The organism is Leptospira gomenensis (genome assembly GCF_004770155.1).
Taxonomy (GTDB): domain Bacteria; phylum Spirochaetota; class Leptospiria; order Leptospirales; family Leptospiraceae; genus Leptospira; species Leptospira gomenensis.
In genome coordinates this window covers 1-23,289 of record NZ_RQFA01000005.1, presented here as the reverse complement: position 1 = coordinate 23,289, position 23,289 = coordinate 1, and the positions used below count along the sequence as shown (strand labels likewise).

The window sequence follows — 23,289 nt, the reverse complement described above, 5'->3', positions numbered from 1 at the left end:
AGATTTTCGTCGAAAAAAAGGCGTTCCTCCGAAATCGGCTTTGCAAACGCATTTTTTTCGGGTTAGATGGTAACCCGACTTCGATCCTTTTATGATTCTTTCTAAAATCGCAGCCTACTTCAAACCACCCGTGTTTTCCGATACGGAGAAGGATTTTTCCGTTAAACTTATGTACGGAATCATGGTGGCCTGCGTTTTCGTCGCGATCTTCTATCGGGTTCTTCATCCGCTTCTCGCGGAGAAACCGAAGTCCATCTACATTGCGGCTTATCTGATCCCCTTGTCCGCTCTGATATGTCACGTCATCGCCAAGACCGGGAGGATTCTTCTCGCTTCTCACGTGATGTTGGGTATAGAATGGCTTGCGACTTTCATCATTCTCATGCGCGAAGGCGCGACACAGACGGTCGTTTTTCCCATCTCCCTCGTTTTGATCGTTATTTCCGCGTTGTTACTCGGCAGAACCGCGGTTTATATCTATTCCTTTCTTTCGGTGTTTTTGTCCGTCTTAAGCCTTTTTCTCATCGAAAAAGGGTTTCTCGTTCCCGTGGAAAAAACGGGCGGTCCTTGGGCGGTTCTCATGGGGGAAATCAGCGCGTTCATCCTGATCGCGATATTGATGCGTTATTCTTTGTTGGGTTTTAACGAGGTAAAAAAGGAACTTTCCGAAACTCAACGTTATGCGGGTCTTGGTGGATGGAGCTTGAATACGCAGACGCTGGAGCTTACTCTCACCAAGGAATTCCTGTTTTTGCTCGGAGACGAGGGAGCGAGGGAATCCAAGAGCATGCAGCTTTCTGAATATTTGAATTCGTTCGTGGTAGAACCGGACAAATCCAGGATTTTAAACGCGCTGGAAGAAAGTCTGCGTAACAGTCGGACTCCCGATTTTACGACCGAGTTGGTCTATCAGATCCGTACGATCGACGGTAGGAGCCGTTTCCTTTTGACCAAAGGAAAGTTCCGGGATTCGATCCTCGGTTTCGGAACCGGTCAGGACGTTACGGAGAAACACCTCGCCGAGGAGGCGATCCGTCCCACACGCGAGATCTATTCTACGGTGTTCACGATGAGTCCTATTTCCACGAGCATTTCTACCGTAACCGACGGAAGATATATAGAAGTGAACGACAGCTTTCTGAAGATGTTCGGTTATACGAGAGAAGAGGCGATCGGTAAAACCAGTCTCGAACTGGATATATGTCCGGATCAAAAAACCAGAGAGGAGTATTTACGACGTCTGAAAAACGATCGTGTCGTTTCGGATCAGGAGCTGATTCTCAAGGCGAAGGACGGTAGATTGATCTACGCGGAATGTTACAGCATGTTCGCGGAGATTGACGGAAAACCCTGCGTCATCAACCTCGTGAAAGACATCTCCGAAAAAAAGGAAGCCGAGGCTTTGCGAAGTCTGAACAGGGAAATTTCCGATCAGAAAGCGCTCATCGAAAAACAGAATCTAGAATTGGAGACGATGCTTCAGAATCTGAAAAAAACGCAGAATCAACTGATCGTTTCGGAAAAGATGGCCGCCTTAGGACAGTTAGTCGCCGGGATTGCGCACGAAATCAACAATCCTATCGGAGTCATCAAGGCCTCCAACGATTCGATACGGAGTTATTTCGAAACCGCATCGACGAGAATCTCGCAGGCTTCCGGTAGAATTCAATCGCTAAACGAGGGGGAATTGGAGGAATTCCAATCGTTGTTCCGAAAAGGGATGTCGGATCGGGATATGATTTCTCCCAAAGAAGCGAGATCGAAAATCAAGGCGTTGGAGACGAAGTTAAAGTCGCTCGGTTTCGAAAACACCCACACCGCGGCCCAGGATCTTGTGGAATGCGGTTTGGAATCGGCGACCGAAGAGTTTCCGAAATTATTTTCCGTTCCAAACGCGCAGACGATCGTCAATTTCGCACTTCAGGAAATCCTCGCGGCGAAAAGTTCAAAACTCATCGATATGTCCGTCAACCGCACTTCCAAGATCGTTTACGCGTTGCGGAAGTTCACTCATTGGAGTTCGGAAGGAGCGAAGACTCCGGTCGTTCTTCAGGAAAGTCTGGAGACGGTTCTTACCATCTATCAGAATCAGTTGAAGGCCGGAGTCGAAATTAGAAAGAACTACGGGGAGGTTCCGCCTATTTACGGTTATGCGGACGATCTGATCCACGTTTGGACCAATCTAATCTATAACGCGGCACAGGCGATGTCGTTTAAAGGTGTTTTGACGATCGAAATCCTTCGCAAAGGATCTTACGCGGAAGTCCGGATTTCCGATTCCGGTCCCGGAATTCCGGCGGAGGTTCAAGATCGTATTTTCGAACCTTTTTTCACGACCAAGGCTCCCGGAGAAGGTTCTGGTCTGGGTTTGGATATCGCCCGCAAAATCATCGAAACGCACGGAGGTTCGATCCGTTTTTCCTCCTCTACTTCCGGAACCGTTTTTACGGTCAGCTTACCGATATCTTAATATTCTAATGTAGTTGGATCGTTGTTTTGCGGAGGATTTTAGGACGGGCGCGTAGGCTTATCGTATCAGCGATTTTTCGTCCGAAAACATCCTTTTTTTGTCCCGTATCACCGCGAGAATGTCGTCGATGGCGAATAAATCCCTTGTTCCCCGTTTCATCTCGAACGGAGCTTCGTACAATAGCCCTAAAAATTCCACCGAAGCCTGTTTGGTGAACACCACGTCGTCCTGACGGATTTTCCGTACCAGATTGATCCGAACGTTTTTCCAACCTTCGTAATTCAGATGGGTGATTAGAATTTTCTTAACTTCTAAACTAGAATCGCGAAGCAGAACATACAAGGACGCGCCGGATCCGGAGGAATAGATCTGGAATTTGAGTTCGCGGACGAAACCTTTCGTTTTCCAAGGTTGTTCCCAAAGAATTTCGAAGGATTGATTTTTTTCAGCGGGCACTTCCAATAAGAGACTTCGGGAAGAATCGATCTCGGGACTGAGTAGAAGTTTCGAAGTCCTTATGTCCGGAAGATATTCCTTTCCGAGACGCGTCTTTAAATTTTGAGCGCTCCATTCCTTGGTTTCAAAATTCTCCACCACGACCTCTTTCCAAATTTCCGCGGAAGTTTTTTCCTGATCGTACAACGGATGAAGGAAGACGAAAAAAAAGATCAACGTCCATCGAATGCGAAAACGTCGCATCGACGACACAACGAGGAGGAAACGTTTTTTTTTCATAGAATCGGTTGACACGCTCCTTCCAAGGGTTTCCACTATCCGAATATCGTCAAAAAACTAATTAACCAAACCTCACAGGAGTGTAAAATGAAAGGTTCGTACCTTGCAAAACTCGCGATCGTTTTTTTTCTGTCCATGTCCCTTAGCGTGTTGATCGCTCAGGAAGATCTGGACGAAACTTCCAATCCTCAGGCGAACACCCAGGCAAACCCTGGAAATTCTTCCGCACCCGCAACGACCAAACCCGCGGGAACCTCTCCGGCAGACGACGTGAAGAACGCGGACTTGTATGTGAATTCCAAAAGTTCTTTCGAAATTTCCGCAAAGGACGATTCCAGCACTGTGGATTATATCGAGTATAAAATCGGAGAAGCAGATTACGTGAAGTATACTTCCCCGATCGCGATTCTGAAAGAAGGAGTCAATCGTCTTACGTATCGCGCCGTGGATAAGGCCGGAAACAAGGAACCAGCAAAAGCGTTAGTCGTCGTTGTGGACAATACCGCTCCTACCGTTAAGATCGCTCCGAGCGAAATCCTCTACAATCTGGACGGTTACAATTACGGTTCCAAGAACGTAACTTATTCCATCGCGGCTACGGACGCTCTTTCCGGTGTTAAGGAAGTGAAGTATTCCATCAACGGCGGAGATCTGAGACCGTACGACAATCAACCGATCAAATTGGAAAAGGCGGGAGTCAATCTTATCAAGTATTCCGCGGTGGACAACTCCGGTAATTCCTCTTCCGAGGCGATTTTGGTGGTTACTCTGGACGACGTAAAACCGGAAGTGGAAATCCAAGGAAACACTCCTTTGGTCATCATCGACGGAAAGACTTATTCCAGAAAAGGAAACTCTTTTACGATCAAAGCCGTGGACGGACAATCCGGAATCAAACGTATTCTGATCAAAGTGGATAACGCTCCCGATTTCGTTCCGTATGTGGAATCGATCACGATCGACGCTCAGGGCGAACATACGATCGAAGCGAAAGCAGTGGATAACGTGGGGAACGAAAGCGAAACAAAACGCGTGAGTTTTTCCGTGGACGTAAATCCTCCTACGACTCAAATCCGCAAAGTGGATGCGTCCGGAAACGGAAGCAACCCGCAACCCGCACAGCCTGCGTCTCAACCCGCTCCGGCTCCTGCGAAAACTTCCACTCCTTCCGGCGCTCCTAGAAAATAAGAACGTAGGAACTGTTTCTTTTTCGAAAAAGCCCGGTTTTTATCCGGGCTTTTTTATTCGATCGGATCCGTACGGGAACCGTTTCCGGTATGGACGTTCGAAAACTCTTGGATTATTTTCTTCCTTGTTGCTGCGAGTTCTGCGGTAGATACGATTTTTTCTCCTCCAAGGTCGGGGTATGCAAATCCTGTCACAACGAAAACCGGGACGTTCGATTTGTGTCGGACCGAAGTTGCAAACTTTGTAATGAACGTTTGGTCGGAGAGGAAGAATGTCCGTATTGTGTTTCGAGAAACGTTTTTTTCGAGGAATTAAAATTTCTCCGAAACAGAACCGAGTTTATGGCGAAGACGATCAATCGTATCAAGTTTGAATCAGCTTATTCCCTTTCCATCTATCTTTGTCTCGGAATGAAACGGGAGCTTCGTTCTTGGAAAGGAATTCGTTTTTCGGCAATCGTACGTTTGCCTTCGTACCGCGCGCCTTGGTACAAACCCGGTGGGGAACGCGCCTTTTCCTCTTGTGACTTCGCGATACGACGTCTGCGGAGTATTCTTCCGTTTCCGATCACGGAACCGGTGGAAAAAATCAGCCCGGAAAAACAGGCGGGTAAAGGTTTTGCGGAACGTTTTTTTCACGCGGGAATTTCCTTTCGAGTAAAAGAAACATTCCGGAACCGTTTGTCCGGAAATTATTTGTTGCTCGACGACGTGTTCACCACGGGGGCTTCCGCAAACGAAGTCGCGAAAATTCTTTTGCAAAACGGAGCGGCCTCCGTACGAGTTTTGACTCTGATCCGCACCGAAGGAAAAAATCGGAATTCGTCGCATTAAAAAGACGTTACAAATGTATAGTATGTTATAATCTGACCATAGGTTGGATATGGGCCCGCGTAAGATCATTCACGTGGATATGGACGCGTTTTACGCCTCCGTGGAACAGAGGGATTTTCCGGAATACAAGGGAAAACCTTTGATCGTAGGAGGTCCTCCGAACAGCAGATCGGTCGTTGCGGCGGCTTCGTATGAGGCGAGGAAATTCGGCGTCCGTTCCGCGATGCCTTCCGCCAAAGCCGCACAACTCGCTCCGCGTGCGATTTTCGTTTTTCCGCGTTTCGAGGTTTACAAGGAGGTTTCCAGGCAAATCCGCGAAATTTTTCTGGAATATACGGATCGTGTGGAAATGCTTTCCTTGGACGAAGGATATCTGGATGTTACATTCAATAAAAAGAATATTCCATTTGCTGTAAGTATTGCGAAGGAAATCAGAAAGGAAATTCTCGCAAGGACCGGTTTAACGGCTTCGGCGGGCGTCGGAAATTCCAAGTTTATCGCCAAACTCGCCTCCGAAAAAAACAAACCCGACGGTTTGACCGTCGTTCTTCCGGAAGACGTTCTTTCGTTCATCGATCCTTTGCCCGTTTCGAGTTTTCACGGAGTCGGTAAGGTAACCGCAAGAAGGATGGAGGATCTCGGAATCCGTTTCGGTAGGGATCTGCGTCGAAAAAGTCTCAACGAACTCATACAACATTTCGGAAAAGCCGGGATTTATTATCATAAAATTTCCAGAGGTGAGGACGATCGGGAAGTCGAGCCGTTCCGGGAGCGTAAATCTTTAGGCGCGGAAATCACCTTCGATCGGGATCGTATCGAGTCCGAAGATCTTTTGACTCAGTTGAAATATCTCGCGGATGAAGTGGAACGTAGATTGAAAAAAAGGGATTTTTCGGGAAGAACCCTTACGTTAAAGGTAAAGTTCCACGACTTCACCTTAAAAACGAGATCCAAAACGCTCGCGGAACCCGTTTACCTGGCCGAGGATTTGTTTCCCGTGGCCAAGGATCTTTTGGGGGAATTTTTCGAAAAAAAAGGGGAGGGTTTTTTCTCCTCCAAGGCGATCCGTCTTTTGGGAATCAGTCTTTCGCATCCGAATCCGGAAGAACAAGAGAAAGAGCCGGAGTTATTTCCAAATTTTTAATATTCAAAAAACTTGTTTTTTATCTTCCGGATTTCATTCGATTCCGCGTTACGAGTTGCGTTCGGTTCGGTGGACGACCAGGCATTAAGAAGGGCTTCTTCGGGAAAACGATTTAGAATCTAAAGTCCGATTCCCAATCCGGCCGACACCTGAGGTTCCGTAAATCGGTACGTGTCCGGTCCCGCGTGCAACGTGGTCGCCCGATATTGAAACGTAATCCGGAAAAAATACGGATCGAGTTCGATCTGAAAACCGGTTCCCAAAAAGGCCGCGTCCTGTAATACGGCTTTCGCGTAAATTCCGGATTGATAACTTCTGCCGATCCCGAACCCGATCTGAGAGAACCAACGGATCGATTCGGTGATCGGATAATAATACTGATAACTCGGAGAAAGAGACAAGGTTTTTAAGGAGAACTTTTCGTTCTGCTCGCGGGATACGTCGTATTCGTCCCAGGAAGGATTGGTAAGTAAGGCCAGCGTCGCCGGTAGGGTGAGTTCGGCGTAGGTTTGGTTTCCTATCGTGTTCATATTGATCCAAAGAGCCGTAAGAGGATTCACCCCACGGGCAGGAAACGAAAACGTACTCTGCTCGAGAGCCAGGGAAAAACCGTTTCGTGCATCCTTTTTATAGTCGATCTGAAACGCGATCGTCCGGACCTTCACCCGATAATCGCGCTGCACATAAGGATCCACATACATCGTCATTTGTAGTATTTCGGAGGTGCTATAAACCCTTTGTAAATTCGGATCCTCGTGTACGCCCGCGTTCCAAGCCGTTCCCCATGCGGATACGCGGAATTTTTTTTCGTTTTCCGGGACAACGGGTTTTTTCTTGATTTCGCCTAACGTGATTTTTTCGATCTGTGTCGGATCTATCTTTTCCGTTTTGCCGAATTCGTCCTCCGCGAGAACGTGATCCTCTTTTAACACGGTCTTTACGTTTTCCAGACGACGTCCGTCCTTCAAAAGGACCGTATCGGCCGAAATCGTTTTTTGGAAACAGTATAAAAATACGATCGCTCCAAGAAGCCGATACGGTTTTACAAAGAGAAAATTCCGGGACATGTCCGCGCTCCGCTAAAACGAAATCGATTCCACTTCTTCCGATCGAAGTGTTCTTTTTTTACCCTGCGATTCTATCGTATATCGGTTTTCGTATTGAATGAGATTTCCCTTTAATTCGGTGCCGTCTTTGAGACGTACGGTTTTGTTCCCTAAACGAATGGGTTCGGTTTTTTCGGAGGAATTCGGATTCCGGTTTTCATCCTTCGCCTCGGAGTCGTTTTCGGATTTCTTTTTCGGGGCGGAGATCGTCGGCTCCGCGGCTTTGCCGTCGTCGGAATTCCGATACGTAGGAACTCGAACTTCGTGCTCGCTTCCTAGATGTTCCGATTCTTTTTCGAGAAAATCCGATTCGGCCGGATCCAATTCCTTTTTACGAAGTGAGGCCGAATCCTTTTGCAAATTTCTTCCGATCTCTTTCAATCGTTCGATCGTTTTTTCTCGAAGAGCGGAATCCTTTAAAACGGAAGATAGGGTAGGCAGAGTTTCGGAAACGTCTTGCCCGGAATCGCCTTCTAATTTGGAGCCGGAAAGCACGGTTTCGAACGCGGTCTCGCGCAATACGCGCGCTTGGTTCGGATCGATGTCGCTTAACATTTTTTCGAAGGAATTTTTTTCCGAAAGGAACGGAAGGAGATATTCCACTCCGGATCGGACCTTCACGGAACCTTCCCAAACGCTGAGGGAGAATTTTCCGTTTTCTTTTTCGAGTAGGACTTTGGTTCCCAAAAGTTGGATTTTTTTCCCATCGACGTAGAGGGAGGTTTTATTTTCGGAATCGACGGATTCCTTTACGAGGATTTTTCCTTTTATCAAAAACACGGATACGATTCCGTGCGCCGTTTCGGATTTGGGCAAGGATAATATCTGTACTTTAGAATTTTCGAATATTCTAAAATTGATCGATCCGATCGGACTACGATATCCCCAATCGCAGAATTGTCTTTCTCCGATCGAAACGGAGCCGGATTCCAAAGATTGAAAATCGCAATTTCCTAATGTATGTACGGAGAAATCGCTGCGGGTTCCTTTGTCGGAGTTGAATCGGTAAAGTCCGAAAACGATCAACAGTCCCGCGGCGAGCGCCAGGAAACCGTAGATCGGTTTTAGAAACGGGTTTTCTTTCTCCGGTTTTCCGGTTTCCCCAGTTTCTTCGATTTCCAGCGTTTCGGTTGAATAGGAAGAAGGGTTTTGTTTCAAGGATCGAGAATGCGATTTTAAACCGCTTTGCATCTTTACGTAGTTTTCGTATCTTCGTTTGAGCGCGGGTTCCGATTCCGTAATTTCGATAAGTCGTTTGGTTTCCTCGGGAGAGGATTCTCCGTACAGATACGGACCCATTAACTCTTCGAATTCTTCCTGTAGATCCTTGTTATCCATGATTACAAAATCACTTTCCTTCTTTCTAATTCTTCCCGCAAAAGATCCAAAGCCTTTAAAAGTTTTCTACTTACGGTCCTCGAAGATATGTTCAAGACTTGAGAAGTCTTTTCCAAAGTATAATTGTCTATTTCCTTGAGTAGTATTATGCTTTTTTCCGGTTCGGGTAGGGTTTCGATCGCTTCTCTGAGTTCCTGTTCTACGACTTTGTTTTCCAGGGTCTCGATAAAGTCGTCCTTGGCGCTGAACGTTTCAAAACCGGTTTCGCCTTCGAATATCCTTTCCCGCTCTTTCATACGATTCTTTCTATAAGTATAATACGTATTTTTTGCGATCGCCGCCGCCCAGGTGTAGAAACTTCCCCTTTCTTGCGAATATTTCGGAAAAGAGCGATATATGTTTAAAAAAACCTCTTGTGCGATGTCGTCTACGTCTTCCGAATTCATCGATATAAATCGGATTACCTTGTAGATCGAATCCTTATATTTCTCGTAAAAGACGGAAAAGCCGTGATCGTGTTCTAATTTCATGAAAGTCTTTTGAGAAGGCAATCCATTCGACGATTGGGGCGATTCCCTTATTTCTCTTTTTTTGTGCTTTATCCGTTTAAATTTTCCGTATTTCTGAGAACAGAAAATTTTACGAATGACACGGTTCAAATTATAATCCGTAAAAATAACTTTCCTCCGAGCGCCTACAAGTATAAAAACACGGAAAAAACTTTCGTTGCTTCCGTGTTTTAGGGATCGAATCGATTCTTATCGGGATCTTTCGAGCCCGTTCCGAATCGTTTATCTCAGAAAACTCGTCATTCAGAATTTCCCAACATGGTCGGAAGATGAAAGATCACGTTTTGTCTTGCGGCGTTCGTGAGATTATCCGTTCCTGAAACTGCGTTGGTTCTGTCCGCTACGTTCCTTTGCGGAGAATAAACTCCGTTTCCGTCGTTCGAATCCCAGAACAATACGTTGTCCACGGAGACGTCGAAGCCGAGTTTAGCGGAAGATCCGTTTTCTCCGGAAGTTCCGGGCGTAAAGTCCACCACGAGAACATACGGAGTTTTTTCGTCCTGTGCCTCCAAAGTGGCCGGGCCTTTGAACTTGAGCTTTTGCATTTCGGAGTTAAATCCGGTGCCCGGAATTTCGAACGCATTGATTCCGTTAAATCCGACGTTTGCGTCCCCGTTATCGTATAAGAATCCGCCGGTCACGATGTCTATCAGTTGGACCGAAAACCCGAAGCTGGACATTTCTCCCGGATTCAGATAAAGATCTGGAAAGAACATGGCGGGCGTGGTCGCATACAGCGGGTTTGAATTCATGCTGAAAAGTTTAACCGCAACGTCTCCGCGTTTTACCATCATATTTTGAACGACCGGAGTTTGAGGATGATTTAAAATCAGATCCACGTAACGATACGAGTTTTCGGGGAGGTCCGCCGGATCGAAGTAATAGGAAAAACTTCTCAGTACGATTCCGATTCGATCGTATTCTTCCATTCCTTCCTCGGGGAGAGCTAAGATCGGGAGCTGATAACTGGATTTGGTCGAATCTCCTCCCTTGAGCGCTACGGGCGTAAATCCGGAACAGATATCGCTTACTTCCATATACGGAGAAGAAAGTTTCATCAGAGTAAAATTAGCATTTTCTAATGTTTCCGCTCCTCTCGCAGGGCCTCCGTTCGCTTCGGATTTGTACGCCACCAATTGACATACTTCCATCGAAACCGCGGCCGGAGTAAGAAAGTTATCGGTAAATCCGTCTCCCGCTCCGTCTCCGTAGTTTTCCGGATCTTCCCCGCCTAAGTCGGTCAACTGAGTCGCTCCGCGCGGTATCATACGATACGCTTGGGATCGAGCCATACGCGCGTTATTGAGACCGACCGTATTCGTAAGACGGAATTCGGCTGTGGAGCCAGGTCCTCCGAACATCCCAAGTGCAAGCAATAAATTATTTACCGTTTCGTCTTTTTTCTTGGAACCGCAGTCGATCATAAGAAAAAAAGTCATCATCAACAAGGAAATCGCTTTGAGGGCCTTTCCTTTTGTTTCGTTTTGTTTCATCGTAACCTCCAATGAAATACGGAGACAATATTCCTCGGCCGGAGGGAAACTCAGACAGGTTCTTTCGAAAAAAACGATTTTTACGCGTTTGATTCGGGGAAAATTCGGTTCGTTTGTGTGGCAAGACAAAGGCAGGTTCGAGCCGGTTCGACTTTGAATTTGCAGCGATCTTAAGATTACGAATTACGGCTGCGATTGGAGAGGAAGGTTTTGATTGTCCGAATCGGGAAGACGCCGATCGCGTTTCCGTTTAAGGGATTAATTCCGATAAACGAAGTAGGCGTCCCGGTTTGCGTTTTAATACGACGATCTTGGACGGGCCGCCTAAAATTCCGTCGATTTGATTCGTGAGAACGGGATTACGAACGTCCTCGACCAATAGGATTTTCTTTTCGTTGATACTTTGTGCGATTTTTTTCAGATCCTGTCCGTTTTGGACGTAGAAGATGGAATGAGTCAGATAAAAAAGTCCGAACGTATTGGCGATTTGAAGCTGACCCGTTACGATCACGTCGTAATTGTTCCAGGGTATTTCGGATTGTATCCGCGCGAGTCGGATCGATATTTCGCGTAACGTTCGAACTGCTTTTACGTTTACGATCACGGAATAGATAATCAAAATCGCGAACAACATACGGATCGCAAATCTCGTCTTCGGCGTTTTATATAGGACGTCGTTCCATTTTGCCAAAAGAAGAAAGAGCACGGTTGTTCCGCACGTTAAATATCTCGAGCCCCAGTCTATGTTGGAATCGTTAGGCGTCAAAACGCAGACCGCGACCAAATTAAGACAGAACGTTACGAACAACACCTTATCGAAAAAACGGACGTAGGACCATCGTAACGGGAAAAAAAGGATCATAAATAAATACCAAGGACTGAATCCGAAAAAGCCGATCCTTTGGTTTCCGAAAAACAAAAGACTTTTTACGTCCGATAATTTTTTGAGCGCGTCGAATTCGAATATCGTCCGATTGGATTCGGAAGTGATCCTTGATCCCAATACGGATCCGTATTGAATATTGTTGAAAATCATAAAAAGAAGAAAAGGGATCGAAAATCCGAATATCAATCGTATCAAAAATTTTTTTCTTATAGAATCAAAACCAAAGTTTCCGTTTTTTCGAATCAGAAAAAATCCGGCACACAAGGAAACGAACAAAAGAAAGGCTTCGGGGCGGAACCAGCAGGCGGTTCCGAATAGAATTCCCGCTCCGAACGTCTTCCGATCGTCTCTGGCATACGATTCGTTTTCGGGGATCGGAAACTCTGTTCCCTCGTTCGTTTTCCGATCAGGCGTTTTGTGGTCGGCGTTCCTCGGAAAATGCGACTCCGAAATCAAGTAGAAAGATAAAAGTATCGACAAAGAGGCAATGGCTACGTCCGAAAATCCTATAAAATGGTGATACAAAGGTGTTGCAAGAGCGGTTAACGTAGGAACGAAAACACGATCGCTCATTCTGTACAATAACAATATATACGCGCAAAAAAGCAGACCGCAAAAATAAATCAAAAGTTCGGGTCGTCCGATTTTTACGAACAAAGCCGTGAACAACGTGTTCGCGAACGGAAACGGGCCGATCACCGATCCGTCGGACGCTCTTGCGGTTCGAATCGGAAAGAACTCGAAATTAGGATCCGCGTTTTTCCCTAAAAAAAATATCTCTTCGGATTTGTAATCGGATTCGATCCAACCTTTTGCCTGAAGAACTTTGATCAAACTGTCTGCCGTGAACGAAGACCGAGGAATCAGATAATACGTGACTTGAACGACTACGAGAACGAGCAACAAGACTTGATTGATTTTTCCGAAACGTTTCATACGATATTTTTGAAAAGTACGGATAAAAATACGCTTCATCGAATCTTAGTGAGACAAAAGAATACCAAAAATTTACGATTTTCACGTTTTGAAAAAGGGGTTTTATTCCGCGGAGGGAGGTGTATGCAATTCACGTTAGACGAAATTGATATCCTTCCATTTTAAGGAAGTCGTTTTTTCCGTTGGATCAAAGTCGTGATGGAGCGGCGGCGTTGGCAGAAGATGAAACGGAGTTTTTCGGAAACAAACGAGTCGATCGAAACGGGTGTTAACGGGTTCAGAGAAGAAAGGTTTTAAGCGGGTTTGGAGAAGAAGGATAATACGTCCGAGTTATCTCCATTTTTCCAAGATTCTTAGGATTTCGTTTCCGAACTTCTCCACCTTGGCGGAACCCATTCCTTTTACGAGCGCAAGATCCTCCGGAGTTTCCGGCATCGCTTTTGCGATCTGAAGAATGACAGGATTTTGAAGCACCATAAACTTCTTCCACTTGCGCCGTCTCGCTTCCCTGTCTCGGAAATTTTTTAATTCTTGGATTAGGTTTTTTCCGGGGATTTGTTTTTTTTCCGTTTCGTCGCCGGGCTCTTTTTTTCTTCTCGGAGCGCGTACGATCACGGTAGAGGCGAGGATCAGTCTGGGATATTTGTCCCCTACGATACGCACTTTTTTTTCGGCGATCCATTCGTCCAAGATGCGGAGGATCGCTTCTTCGGGAACGGCGCGTAACGCGCCGTATACGGGAAGTTTATCCAATTTTTTCCGGAGGATTTCGTTGGAACGCGATCCGCGTAGAATTCCGGCGATCATACGTTTGCCGAATTTTCCGGGAATCAACTCGAGGAGACGTTCGATCGTTTGGGTTTGCTCGTCCGAAAAATCGTATTTTTCCTTTTGTTCCTTTTTATTTTTTTTCTCTTCTTCGCGTTTTAGAAATTCCTCGCGTCCAGAAAACCGCGAGACGACGGAATCGTTTTCGGAACATACGTCGCAGGTTCCGCAGTTTTTTATCTCCTCTCCGAAATAGGAGCATAACGTCTTTTGTCTGCAATGAGCGGATAACGCGTATTCTTTCACGTATGAGAGTAGTGTTTCCCCTCCTTTTCGATTCGATTCCTTCCCTATGATAAAACTTTGTGTAACCAAGTCCGACGGATGGTAATATAGAATACAGTCGGAATTTTTTCCGTCCCTTCCGGCGCGTCCCGCTTCCTGATAATAACTTTCCAAAGAGGCGGGGGTCTGGTAGTGGACTACCAGACGAACGTCGGGGCTGTCCAATCCCATTCCGAACGCGTTAGTCGCCACGAGTACGTTCGTCTTTCCGGTGGAATATCCGTCCTGCGTTTTTTCGCGACTTGAATCGGTTCTGCCCGCGTGATACTTTCCCGCTTTGAATCCGTTTTTTCTAAGAAGTTCGTAGACCGATTCCACCTTTTGTCTAGTGGCGCAATATACGATCGCTCTTCCGCTTGCGGTTTTTTGAAAGTTTCCGCGGATCAAAATTTCCAATAGGTCGCTTTCTCTCGCAGTTTCGTTTTGCGGATATCGAACGGAAAATCTAAGGTTCTCCCTATAAAAACTTCCTTTGATCAGTGCGGGTTCCTTTAAACCCAGGGAATCGGAGATGTCTTTGACCACACGTTCCGTTGCGGTGGCGGTTAACGCGATCACCGGAATTTTTTTCGGGAATCGATCCCTGAGTTCGTAGAGTTTCCGATATTCGGGTCGAAAGTCGTGCCCCCACTGGGATACGCAGTGCGCCTCGTCCACGGCAATCCGTTGTAAGGGAAGTTTAGGTAGGATTTCGATCACCTGTCGGCTCAAAGCCTTTTCGGGAGATAGATATAGGATTTTGATCTTTCCGGTGGCGGCACGGCTTAGAATTCTCAACTGTTCCAAATCGTCCTGTGTGGAGTTGCAATATTCCGCAGAGATTCCCTTGGCTTTGAGTGAGTCCACCTGATCCTTCATCAAAGCGATCAAAGGAGATATGACGAGAGTCAGTGAGGATTGTTCCAAAACGGAAGGAAGTTGGTAGATCAGAGATTTTCCCCCGCCGGTCGGAAGGACGACTAACGTGTCCTTCCCGGCGAGCACTGAATCGATCGCTTCCTTTTGACCCCGTCTGAATCGGGACAATCCCCAGACGTTCTTGAGGGCGGATTCTAAATTTTGAATATAGGTTTCGTGTTCGGAATTCATCGATCAACGTTCCAGATTTTTATCCGTTTCGTAGGAAAGTTTTTCCGTTTCCGAAACCTTTCTGATTTTACGATATAAAAATCGACCGGGATGGAGCGCTTCCAAAAGGGATTTCTCCACGGGAGCCGGTTCATCCAGTATCAGGGAAGCGAGAATCTCCGCACCCAAAAAAGAACCGATGATTCCCCGTGATCCCAATCCGCCGAAGACATATAACCCCGGGATCGTTTTTAGGGACGGATACGTTTTGTCGCGGTTCTTATGTAGATCGATTCCCGAATATTCTTTTCGGAATCGTTTTGGATCGAATACGGGACCGATCACCGGAAATCGATCCGGGGTCTGCGCCCTAAATCCTACGACTTCCGAAACTACGTTTTGTTCGGACCAATTCATCGCCGGATATTTTTCCAGTACATACGCGAGTAGTCGATCCGTATCCTCTTTGCGGGGTTTCGGATTCAGGTCGAATTCGTCGAACGTCGATCCGAGGATATGCGCTCCGTCGATCGAGGGAGTGAGATAGTGTTCCGCACAGAGTATGTTTCGGATCGTAGGGGACGCGGGGGGTTCCCGCAGTCGTATCAATTGTCCGCGCACTTTCCGGATCGGGAGAAATTCCTCGCCTAGGATAGGATACAATAGTTCGTTGATGGAATAAGAATTACAGAATATAACGGAATTTGCATGTACTTTTTCATCGGATTCCGAAAGGGTTAATTCCCAACCTTGGTCCTCGGGTTTGATCGAAGCGGCTTTTTCCCGTAAAAAACGGATTCCGTTTCGTTGGACTGCTTTTTGTGCGAGGGAACCCGGCTGGCTCCAGAATCCTTCGGGATAAAAAACGCCTTCTTGGGTCGGAGAAACTCGATCCGGATGCGTTTGGGGAACTCCGGTTTCGGACCAAAAGGCGATCCCTTCCGTCAACGAATGCGTTCGGATCGAATTCCGCAGTCGTTCCGAGTCCATTTCCTCCGTGACTCCGTGAAAAACTCCGACCGGCGAAAATTGTTCCGGAGACGCGAAACCGGTTAAAAATCGAACGGCGTATGCAAAGGCGCGTAACGTGAACAGGCTGATCGGACTCGGATACTTGGTCGGATGTGGATGGGAAACCGCCCCCGGTATTCCGGAGGCTCCGCCGGCGATTCCGTTCGGATCCAATAGGACGACCGAAATTCCGCGTTGTGCGAGGGAATAGGCGAGTGCGGATCCGGCGATCCCCGCTCCCACGATCGCAACGTTATGCGCTTTTGTCGGGAGCGAGTCTCTTCGGCACCAAGGTTTTTTATCGGGAGAAGACGATGGATCTACGTCCGCATCCGTTTCCCCGTTAGGGGCAAAAGTCCCGGTTAACATTTCCCGCTTTCTACCGAAACCCGGCTTTTTCTCCGGAATAAATCCTGCGGAAGTCATCGAATCTCGGACCGATCTTGCGACCGTGAATGTGGCGAAGGTGGTTCCGTTTCGGGAAACAGGCCCCAATTTACGCAGCAGAGTTTCGCTCCACATCTCCGGATTTTTGGAAGGGGCGAATCCGTCCAAGTAGATAACATCGAACGTACCAGATATTTCGTCTAACGCATCCGCTGCGTCGGCGTAAAACAGGGAAAAACGGACCTTCCCGTCCGCAAAGGTGAAACGATTGATCCCTGGCAGAAGGTTCCGGTAAACTAAGACGAATTCCGAGAGAAATGGACCGAGTTCCGGAAAGACGGAGACGGCTTTTTCGATCTCCTCCTTTTTGATCGGAAACTTTTCAACGGAAACGTAATGTAGTTCGAAGTCGCGTTCTTCGTCCGCGTATTCCTTCCACGTCGCGAAGAAGTTGAGTCCGGTTCCGAAGCCGAGTTCGAGTACGGAGAAATACCTTTTTTTCTCCGGGTTTTTCCATCGTTCGCGTAGTTTGTTCCCTTCGACAAACACGTGTTTGGTTTCCGACAATCCGTCTTCCGGAGAAAAATATATGTCGTCGAACTCTTCGGATACGGGAGTTCCGTTTTCCTTCCAGGATAACATCAGAGTCTCGGCGGAACCGGGTCCGTTTGTTTGGACGGTGAGGAGGGATTTCCGGGAGAACTGTCTCCCCGAAGTAGATCCTCCGAGGTCGGTCTGGAAAGTTGAATTTCCTTTCTCACTCCCACGCGGAACGTATCCATCGTTAGATAAAGATCGGGCACGCTTCCCACGGAGGTCGGTATGGTCTGTTTGATGGGATCACGATCGACGGTTCCAAGACTCGAAAATTCGAAATACAAATACGTGTTATAGAAGATGGAATCCTCGAAATATTGTCCTATGTTGTATTCGTAAAGAAACTTCACTCCGGTGATCATCCTCGATTTGTTCCGTGTGGAGGAAACGCGGAGCTCCCGTTCCAAAACGTCGAAGTCGTAGACGCTGAAACCGAAGTTCAAACCGAGACCGAGATTCCAATTCTGAAGTCCCAAAAACAAAAGATACAAGGTAGTATATACCTGATAATCGACGTAGAGATATTCCGCCTTTCTTCCGAACGGCTCGGGCAAGGGATACAATCCGTATAACACGTGTTCGGTGAAGTTCGAGGGAATTCTTCCGTCGTCCGGAAAGTTGGTCAAATTTCCGCGAAAGGTTCTCGGAGCGGTGACGGTGAATCCGTAGGCGACGAAGTTCAAAAACTTTAGATATCCGGTGAAGGGCGTCGAGGAAAGCCGTCTCGGTATGGAGCCTAACGTATAAAACGGAACCGATTTGAACGGATCTTGATTTACGGCCCGGTCCGGATTGGCCGGTTCCTTGGTTCCTCCGTTGCTCCGGATGAATTCCTGAACGGGACTGTACTTCGTGGAAAACGAAAGACGCGTGGAATCGACGCCTCCCGTCAAGACGATCGTTTCGAAGAAGGATTCCAAAGTGCGGCAGGAAGACAAAAGTATCGCGCAAACGATGATGGCCGCGACTAGTATGAGGTTTCGAAGTTCGGAATATACAGTTTTCGGGTTCAATGTCGATGCCGTCTTACGGACATTCTTTCCGGATTCTTTCCCGAATCCAAGTCGGAATTGTCGTTTGCACGGAGGTTTGTTGACTGAACAAGGTTGAAAAAAAATTCTTGTAGATACGTATGTCCGAAACGGATCCCAAATTCCCGAAACGATATCCCGTGTCCGTCGCGCCGATGATGGATTGGACCGATCGTCATTTCCGTTATTTTCTGAGATTGATCTCCAAACATACGTTTCTTTATACGGAGATGGTTCATACAGGTGCGATTTTGCGAGGGGATCGTCATCGGTTTTTGCAGTTTCATCCCGACGAATTTCCTTTGTCCCTGCAACTAGGCGGAGACGATCCGGCTTCCCTCGCGGAGTGTTCCAAGATCGGAGAAGATTACGGTTATTCCGAAATCAATCTGAATGTGGGTTGTCCGAGCGATCGAGTGCGTGAGGGAAATTTCGGAGCCTGTTTGATGCGTACTCCGGAGAAGGTCGCGGAGTTGACGGACGCAATGAACGCCTCCGTTTCGATTCCCGTAACCGTAAAGTGCAGGATCGGTATTCCGGGAAAGGATCGTCTCGAGGATTTGTATCGATTCATCGAATGTGTCCGCCAAGCGGGCGTTAGGCGATTTATTGTCCACGCTAGGATAGCGATTTTGGGCGGACTTTCTCCCGCTGAAAATCGGGAAATTCCTCCGTTACGATACGAGGACGTGGAATCGATCAAACGTTCCTTTCCCGATCTGCTGATCGAAATCAACGGAGGGATCAGGACGATTCCACAAATGTGCGAACGCCTTAAGACAACCGACGGGGTTATGATCGGAAGGGCTGCGTACGAAACTCCGTTTCTTTTTTCGAAAGTGGATTCCGTCTTTTTCGGAGAAAAGGATTCTCCTAAAAGTAGACGCGAGATTTTATTTCGTATGGGTGAATACGTCGAAAAACAAATCGTGGAACCGGGCATCGGCAAACCGCATCACGCGTTGCGCGCGGTTCTCGGTCTGTTTCACGGAGAGCCGGGGGGAAAACGTTTTCGTAGAATTCTCACGGAACGTATGTATTCGGATTATTCCTCGACGTTGTTAATGGAAGCAGCGGAAGTTCTTTCCGCTTCCGCTCTGGATCCAACCTCTTCTTCGGTCGAGACCGAGTTTTCTTCCCCGGTTTGAACGGAGGGTTTCGTTTTTCCACGTTAGTTTCTTTTCTTTCGGTTTCGTATTTCGAATTTCACTTTACACGACTCGCGAAACGAATACTTTGATTCCTCCCCATATGAAGACGATCGTATCCGGAATTTTTCTATTATGTCTGATCGTATCCGACGTTTTTGCCGGTCCGATCGATCCTCAAAGGATAGAATCGTTAAACGAAGGTTGGGAGTATTACGACGCGAGCGGCTCCAAATTGCCCGGGATTTTGATCGGTGTCGGTTTAACGAATCAAGGTTTGGAAATTCCGATTCGAGGTTTTTATAAAATAGAAGTTCTTTATCCCGAATCCTTCCCTTCCGGTTCGCAGGGGATTTTTCTGGATCGGATCCAATCCGCGGATAAGGTCTACTTCAACGATAAGCTGTTGGGCGGAACTGGCGAAATCGATCCGTATTCTCCCGCATGGTTTCGAAGCCGTCTTTATAAAATTCCTTTGGAGTGGATCGAACGGGGTAAAACCAACGTTATTCGCGTTGAGATCCGTTGCGAAGAATACGGTTTTCATTGCGGTATATTTCGCGGGATTCCGAAGTTGGGGGATTTCGACGAACTCAAGGACATGTTGATCCAAGAGGACGCGTTTCAACTCGTTTTGATCGTTTTGTTTCTGGGCGTTTTTTTACAACAATCCATTTCATATTCCCTCAACCGTTATTCGAGAGCGAGTATCTTCCTTTCCTTGTCCGCGTTTTTGTTCGTATTTTGGAGATTACCTCTTTTACACAAGGTTCATTACGTGGATATCCCGTTCGGTTTCCTATCGAGATCGTTCTTTTTTTCGCAGACGGTTTTCCCCTCTTGTATATTATATTTTTTGTATGCGTTGTTCCGGAGGAAAACCGGATGGACCGCGAAGCTGATTCTCAAATCCAGTCTCGCGGTCGCCGTTCTACATCTTCTCGAACTGAACGGAACCCACCGAGTGATTTTGGTTTATGTTTGGGAAGGTATTCTCGTTCTTTTGGGGATTCTTCTGGTTCCGATTTTTTATACGGAATTAAGAAGAAAGGTCATGGAAGCGATGATCATGGTCGGGGGCGTCGGTCTTCTCGCCGTTTTCGCGATCATCGACATCGTTTTGGACAACTTGACCGGCAGGAATATGTTTCTTTCCCAATACGGCTTTTTCGCGCTTTTGATTTCCGGCGCGGTGAGTATTTCCTATCAGAACGCGCGAGCGCATTCCGAATTGAAAAAATTGAATCTGACCTTGGAAGCGAAAGTGGATCAGAGGACCGAGGAGTTGAAACGTCAAAACCGAGTCCTTCACGAGGAATTGGAAATGGCCGCCAATCTTCAAACCAGATTGATTCCGAGGTTGGACGGTACGATTCATCGTCTTTCGGTTAATTCGGTTTATATTCCCGTGGACCAGGTCGGCGGAGATTTTCTAGATTATCATATTCTAAATGAGAAAAAGATAATGTTTATTCTCTGCGACGTTTTGGGTCACGGTGTGGCTTCCGCTTTGGTTTCTTCCATGTTGAAGGTTTCTTTTTTAGAGTTGAGTCGTAAGTGGGAGGAACCTTCCCAGATACTTTCCGAGTTGAACGATCGTATGTTCCAGGTTTTGGAAAAGAATTTTATTTCCGCATTCGTATGTTTATACGATTTGGAAAAGGACGAGTTTCGTTATTCCGTCGCGGGCCATCCTCCTCCCGTTCTGCTTCGTGAATCCGTTCCGGAACCTGAATTTCTCAAGGGTCGCGGGATGATTTTGGGAATGGTGAAAAAAATCGAACCGGCCACGTATACGATTTCGCTCAAGTCGGGGGATCGTTTTTTCTTTTATACGGACGGGGTTACGGAAGCTCTGAGTCCTGAAAGGGAAATTTTCGGTGAACAACGTCTGCTTGAAGTTTTGAAGAATAATTTTTCCAGAAACCCTCGGAATTTAAACGAAGAGATCCTTTCCACGGTGCGATCGTTTTCCTCATCCAAAATTCCCGACGATCTTACTTACCTAACCGTGGACATTCTCTAAAAATTCCGTTGATCCGTTGTTCCGTTCCGGATCAGAAACAAGAAACGCTTCAATCTTTGTTCGATTTTTTTACCTGAAAACGTTCCTTTATTTGCGGATGAATACATTCCTTGGATGGAACGATACTACAAGGACTTTAGAAGTATCGATCGTTCTAAAAGGGTTAAGGATACGAAGTGAAACGTACGGGAAAAAATCGTTGGTCTGAGAATGGAATTCATACGCAAGTCGCTGAAGTAACTCGGCGATCGATTCAGTATTCTTTCTCGGTTTCTTACGGTTATATACGACCAGAGAATGGTATTTTTTGTCCTTGAGACGATCCATGTTTTGGATATGATTCTGCTTTTTGGGATAATAGTTAGAATGAACGGAGTTGTGAAAACGAGTTTGACGGCATTATATCAAGATAAACGAATCTAACTCCGGAACGGCCGGAAGCAACCGAAAGCGGATCCATCTTAAATAAAATAAAACGTGTGAATGATCGTCTAACTTCTTCGCTCCCGATTTGATGATTTATTTTTTTACCGATTTCGTAAAATATTCGAACGTCTTGATTGTCATTGATTGAAAAACGACCGATCGCGAATTTCGCTTATAAATGGAATGAAAAAGATTAAGAAAGAAATCTTGGGTTCTCGTCCGCACTTTCTTCTGTCCTCAACAATTCTTTACTCTTCGAATTTTTCATTATTGATCCACGGCGTGGTGAATATCTTCGATATCTTGACTGATGCGGATCGCAAAACTATTTTAAAGTCAGGTAAACTTAATCGTATTCATTCAGCCGTCGATTTGATGTGGGCGATAAAACGTTCGGTCCGATCTCCGATCAATCGCCGATTATTGACGATTCCGAAAACTCACTCTCTAAGTCTGATATTCAATGGATTCGGTGCGGTCGATAACTTGGATTGTTTCAGTCAATTGCCGAATTTTAAATCCCTTTCATTTTATAGGTTCAAAAGCGATCAAATCGAAAAAATGGATCGATATCTTAAACTGAAATTCCTAAGAATTTCCGGAAGCGGTATTTCCATACGATCCGTTGCGACACAATCGGAATTGGAGGAGATCGGGCTTGCAGAGAAACTAAAAGATATCGAAGTGATCGGTTCCAAAATTAACCGGCGAACGCCTTTTGCCGATCAATCGGATGAAACACCTAAGGAAACTCGAATTCGATATGAAACCTCATTCATTGGATCTGAATGGCTTACAAACAAGAAGATTAAAACTAAGGTCGTATGATGTAAAAATTTTAAGAAATAAAAGTACAGCTCATTCGAAACGAATCGATTTGATAGAGTTTTTTTTCTTCTTCCCGAGAAGAGCCGTTTGTTTTTTTCCCTGTTCTATATTTTGAGAAACAAAACGATTCACGCTTGCGTCCGGCGAAACGCGCGCGCCCGTTTCTTGTTCGGTATTTTTGCGTCCTAGGTATTTCAAAATATAAATCGAGATCATATTTTGAATCGGGTAGTGAAAGGAACGCTTGACGTAGGCGGATCGTGTAAAAAATTTCCACCAAACGGAAATGGTGAATGTTTTTCCACATATTTGTCGAGCGGGAGTTTTGTTCGTTCCTCTGATTTGGTTTGTCGTTTTAGCGGCTCCTTTTTTTCAGGCTGAAGTGATTCCTGCGAAATCGATTTCATCGAGAAGGCATTATATCCCCATGGAAAAAGCGGAGTTCGAATATGAATGGGAGAATTTCGAATTGCAGATCGTCGAGGATTCTTTCGGAATGTCTTCCGCTCAAAATTTCGTTCCTGGGATTTTGAAACGAGAGACTTCCGACTTCGACTTTCAACGAAGTCCGGAATCCACGTCGTATGTTTTCGAAAATTCTTTCCTTTCGTTTCAGTTCGATTTTTTCCTTCATCGGATTTTTGACACGTCCGCTTTTTTGCAGGATTTTCTAAAACCTTCGACTTGTTCGTATTTTCACTTCTTTGCTGTTCCTGATAACGAAGGTCTTTGGAGAATTCTTTTTTCGTCTTTGGTTTCCCTTCCGCAAAGTCGCAAAGTTAAGACGCTCTCACCTTATATTTCCAGCGTGATCGATTCGAGTTCTTTTCCGTTCTCTCGTTCGTTTGCGTCGTTTCCAGTGAATGGATCGCGGGCGCCCCGAGCCTTAATTCCCGGTAAACTTTCGCGATATTTTGCTTTGTTGTTTCATTTTCCTCCTCATTTCAATTTAGGAC

Annotated in this window: 14 protein-coding genes and 2 pseudogenes; 7 read left to right on the top strand and 9 right to left on the bottom strand. The window is 46.3% G+C overall.

Annotated elements, in window-relative coordinates:
- Positions 1–91: 91 nt before the first annotated feature.
- Positions 92–2,470 carry a PAS domain-containing sensor histidine kinase gene (locus EHQ17_RS00315; RefSeq protein ID WP_135595675.1) on the top strand — a complete coding sequence of 793 codons (2,379 nt, stop codon included), beginning with the start codon at positions 92–94 and terminating at the stop codon, positions 2,468–2,470.
- A 57-nt stretch (positions 2,471–2,527) separates the two neighbouring features.
- Here EHQ17_RS00315 and EHQ17_RS00310 read toward each other — a convergent pair.
- Positions 2,528–3,100, bottom strand: a pseudogene (locus EHQ17_RS00310) (flagellar filament outer layer protein FlaA); the annotation flags it as partial.
- Positions 3,101–3,292: 192 nt separating this feature from the next.
- Between EHQ17_RS00310 and ompL47 the strand changes: the two are divergent.
- From ompL47 to dinB, 3 genes are all read left to right on the top strand, one after another.
- Complete coding sequence (ompL47, locus tag EHQ17_RS00305; RefSeq protein ID WP_135595673.1) at positions 3,293–4,393, top strand: multi-beta-barrel domain surface protein OmpL47; 1,101 nt, start codon at positions 3,293–3,295, stop codon at positions 4,391–4,393.
- Between the two features lie 89 nt (positions 4,394–4,482).
- Positions 4,483–5,226 carry a ComF family protein gene (locus EHQ17_RS00300; protein WP_135595672.1) on the top strand — a complete coding sequence of 248 codons (744 nt, stop codon included), beginning with the start codon at positions 4,483–4,485 and terminating at the stop codon, positions 5,224–5,226.
- Between the two features lie 49 nt (positions 5,227–5,275).
- Positions 5,276–6,370: a DNA polymerase IV gene (dinB, locus tag EHQ17_RS00295; protein ID WP_135595671.1), complete on the top strand. Its 1,095-nt coding sequence runs from the start codon at positions 5,276–5,278 to the stop codon at positions 6,368–6,370.
- 119 nt (positions 6,371–6,489) lie between these two features.
- On the opposite strand, the gene EHQ17_RS00290 is transcribed toward dinB, so the two are convergent.
- The 8 genes from EHQ17_RS00290 to EHQ17_RS00255 all read right to left on the bottom strand — a co-directional run bounded on the left by EHQ17_RS00290 (position 6,490) and on the right by EHQ17_RS00255 (position 17,887).
- On the bottom strand, positions 6,490–7,437 hold the full coding sequence (locus EHQ17_RS00290) for a hypothetical protein (RefSeq protein ID WP_135595670.1): 948 nt from the start codon (positions 7,435–7,437) through the stop codon (positions 6,490–6,492).
- 12 nt (positions 7,438–7,449) lie between these two features.
- Positions 7,450–8,814: a FecR domain-containing protein gene (locus tag EHQ17_RS00285; RefSeq protein WP_135595669.1), complete on the bottom strand. Its 1,365-nt coding sequence runs from the start codon at positions 8,812–8,814 to the stop codon at positions 7,450–7,452.
- A gap of 2 nt (positions 8,815–8,816) precedes the next feature.
- Positions 8,817–9,344 carry an RNA polymerase sigma factor gene (locus EHQ17_RS00280; protein ID WP_135595668.1) on the bottom strand — a complete coding sequence of 176 codons (528 nt, stop codon included), beginning with the start codon at positions 9,342–9,344 and terminating at the stop codon, positions 8,817–8,819.
- Between the two features lie 278 nt (positions 9,345–9,622).
- Positions 9,623–10,876, bottom strand: a complete 1,254-nt coding sequence (gene srpA / locus EHQ17_RS00275) for a sigma factor sigX-regulated lipoprotein SrpA (RefSeq protein ID WP_246057291.1) — start codon at positions 10,874–10,876, stop codon at positions 9,623–9,625.
- A 250-nt stretch (positions 10,877–11,126) separates the two neighbouring features.
- Positions 11,127–12,698, bottom strand: a complete 1,572-nt coding sequence (locus EHQ17_RS00270; protein WP_135595667.1) for a hypothetical protein — start codon at positions 12,696–12,698, stop codon at positions 11,127–11,129.
- Positions 12,699–13,028: 330 nt separating this feature from the next.
- Positions 13,029–14,900 (bottom strand): RecQ family ATP-dependent DNA helicase, encoded by a 1,872-nt coding sequence (locus EHQ17_RS00265; RefSeq protein ID WP_135595666.1) that lies wholly within the window; start codon positions 14,898–14,900, stop codon positions 13,029–13,031.
- Between the two features lie 3 nt (positions 14,901–14,903).
- Positions 14,904–16,919 carry a bifunctional tRNA (5-methylaminomethyl-2-thiouridine)(34)-methyltransferase MnmC2/FAD-dependent 5-carboxymethylaminomethyl-2-thiouridine(34) oxidoreductase MnmC1 gene (mnmC, locus tag EHQ17_RS00260; RefSeq protein ID WP_135595665.1) on the bottom strand — a complete coding sequence of 672 codons (2,016 nt, stop codon included), beginning with the start codon at positions 16,917–16,919 and terminating at the stop codon, positions 14,904–14,906.
- A complete protein-coding gene (locus EHQ17_RS00255) occupies positions 16,919–17,887 on the bottom strand; it encodes an LIC10647 family lipoprotein (protein WP_135595664.1) in 969 nt (322 codons plus the stop codon). The genes mnmC and EHQ17_RS00255 overlap by 1 nt, the downstream gene beginning before the upstream one ends.
- A 119-nt stretch (positions 17,888–18,006) precedes the next feature.
- Here EHQ17_RS00255 and dusA point away from each other — a divergent pair, with 119 nt between their 5' ends.
- From dusA to EHQ17_RS19910, 3 genes and pseudogenes are all read left to right on the top strand, one after another.
- Positions 18,007–19,053, top strand: a complete 1,047-nt coding sequence (gene dusA / locus EHQ17_RS00250; protein WP_135595663.1) for a tRNA dihydrouridine(20/20a) synthase DusA — start codon at positions 18,007–18,009, stop codon at positions 19,051–19,053.
- 88 nt (positions 19,054–19,141) lie between these two features.
- Positions 19,142–21,079, top strand: coding sequence for a PP2C family protein-serine/threonine phosphatase (locus tag EHQ17_RS00245; RefSeq protein WP_246057290.1), 1,938 nt, complete (start codon positions 19,142–19,144; stop codon positions 21,077–21,079).
- A 1,543-nt stretch (positions 21,080–22,622) separates the two neighbouring features.
- Positions 22,623–23,289 (top strand): annotated as a pseudogene (locus tag EHQ17_RS19910) (hypothetical protein); the annotation flags it as partial.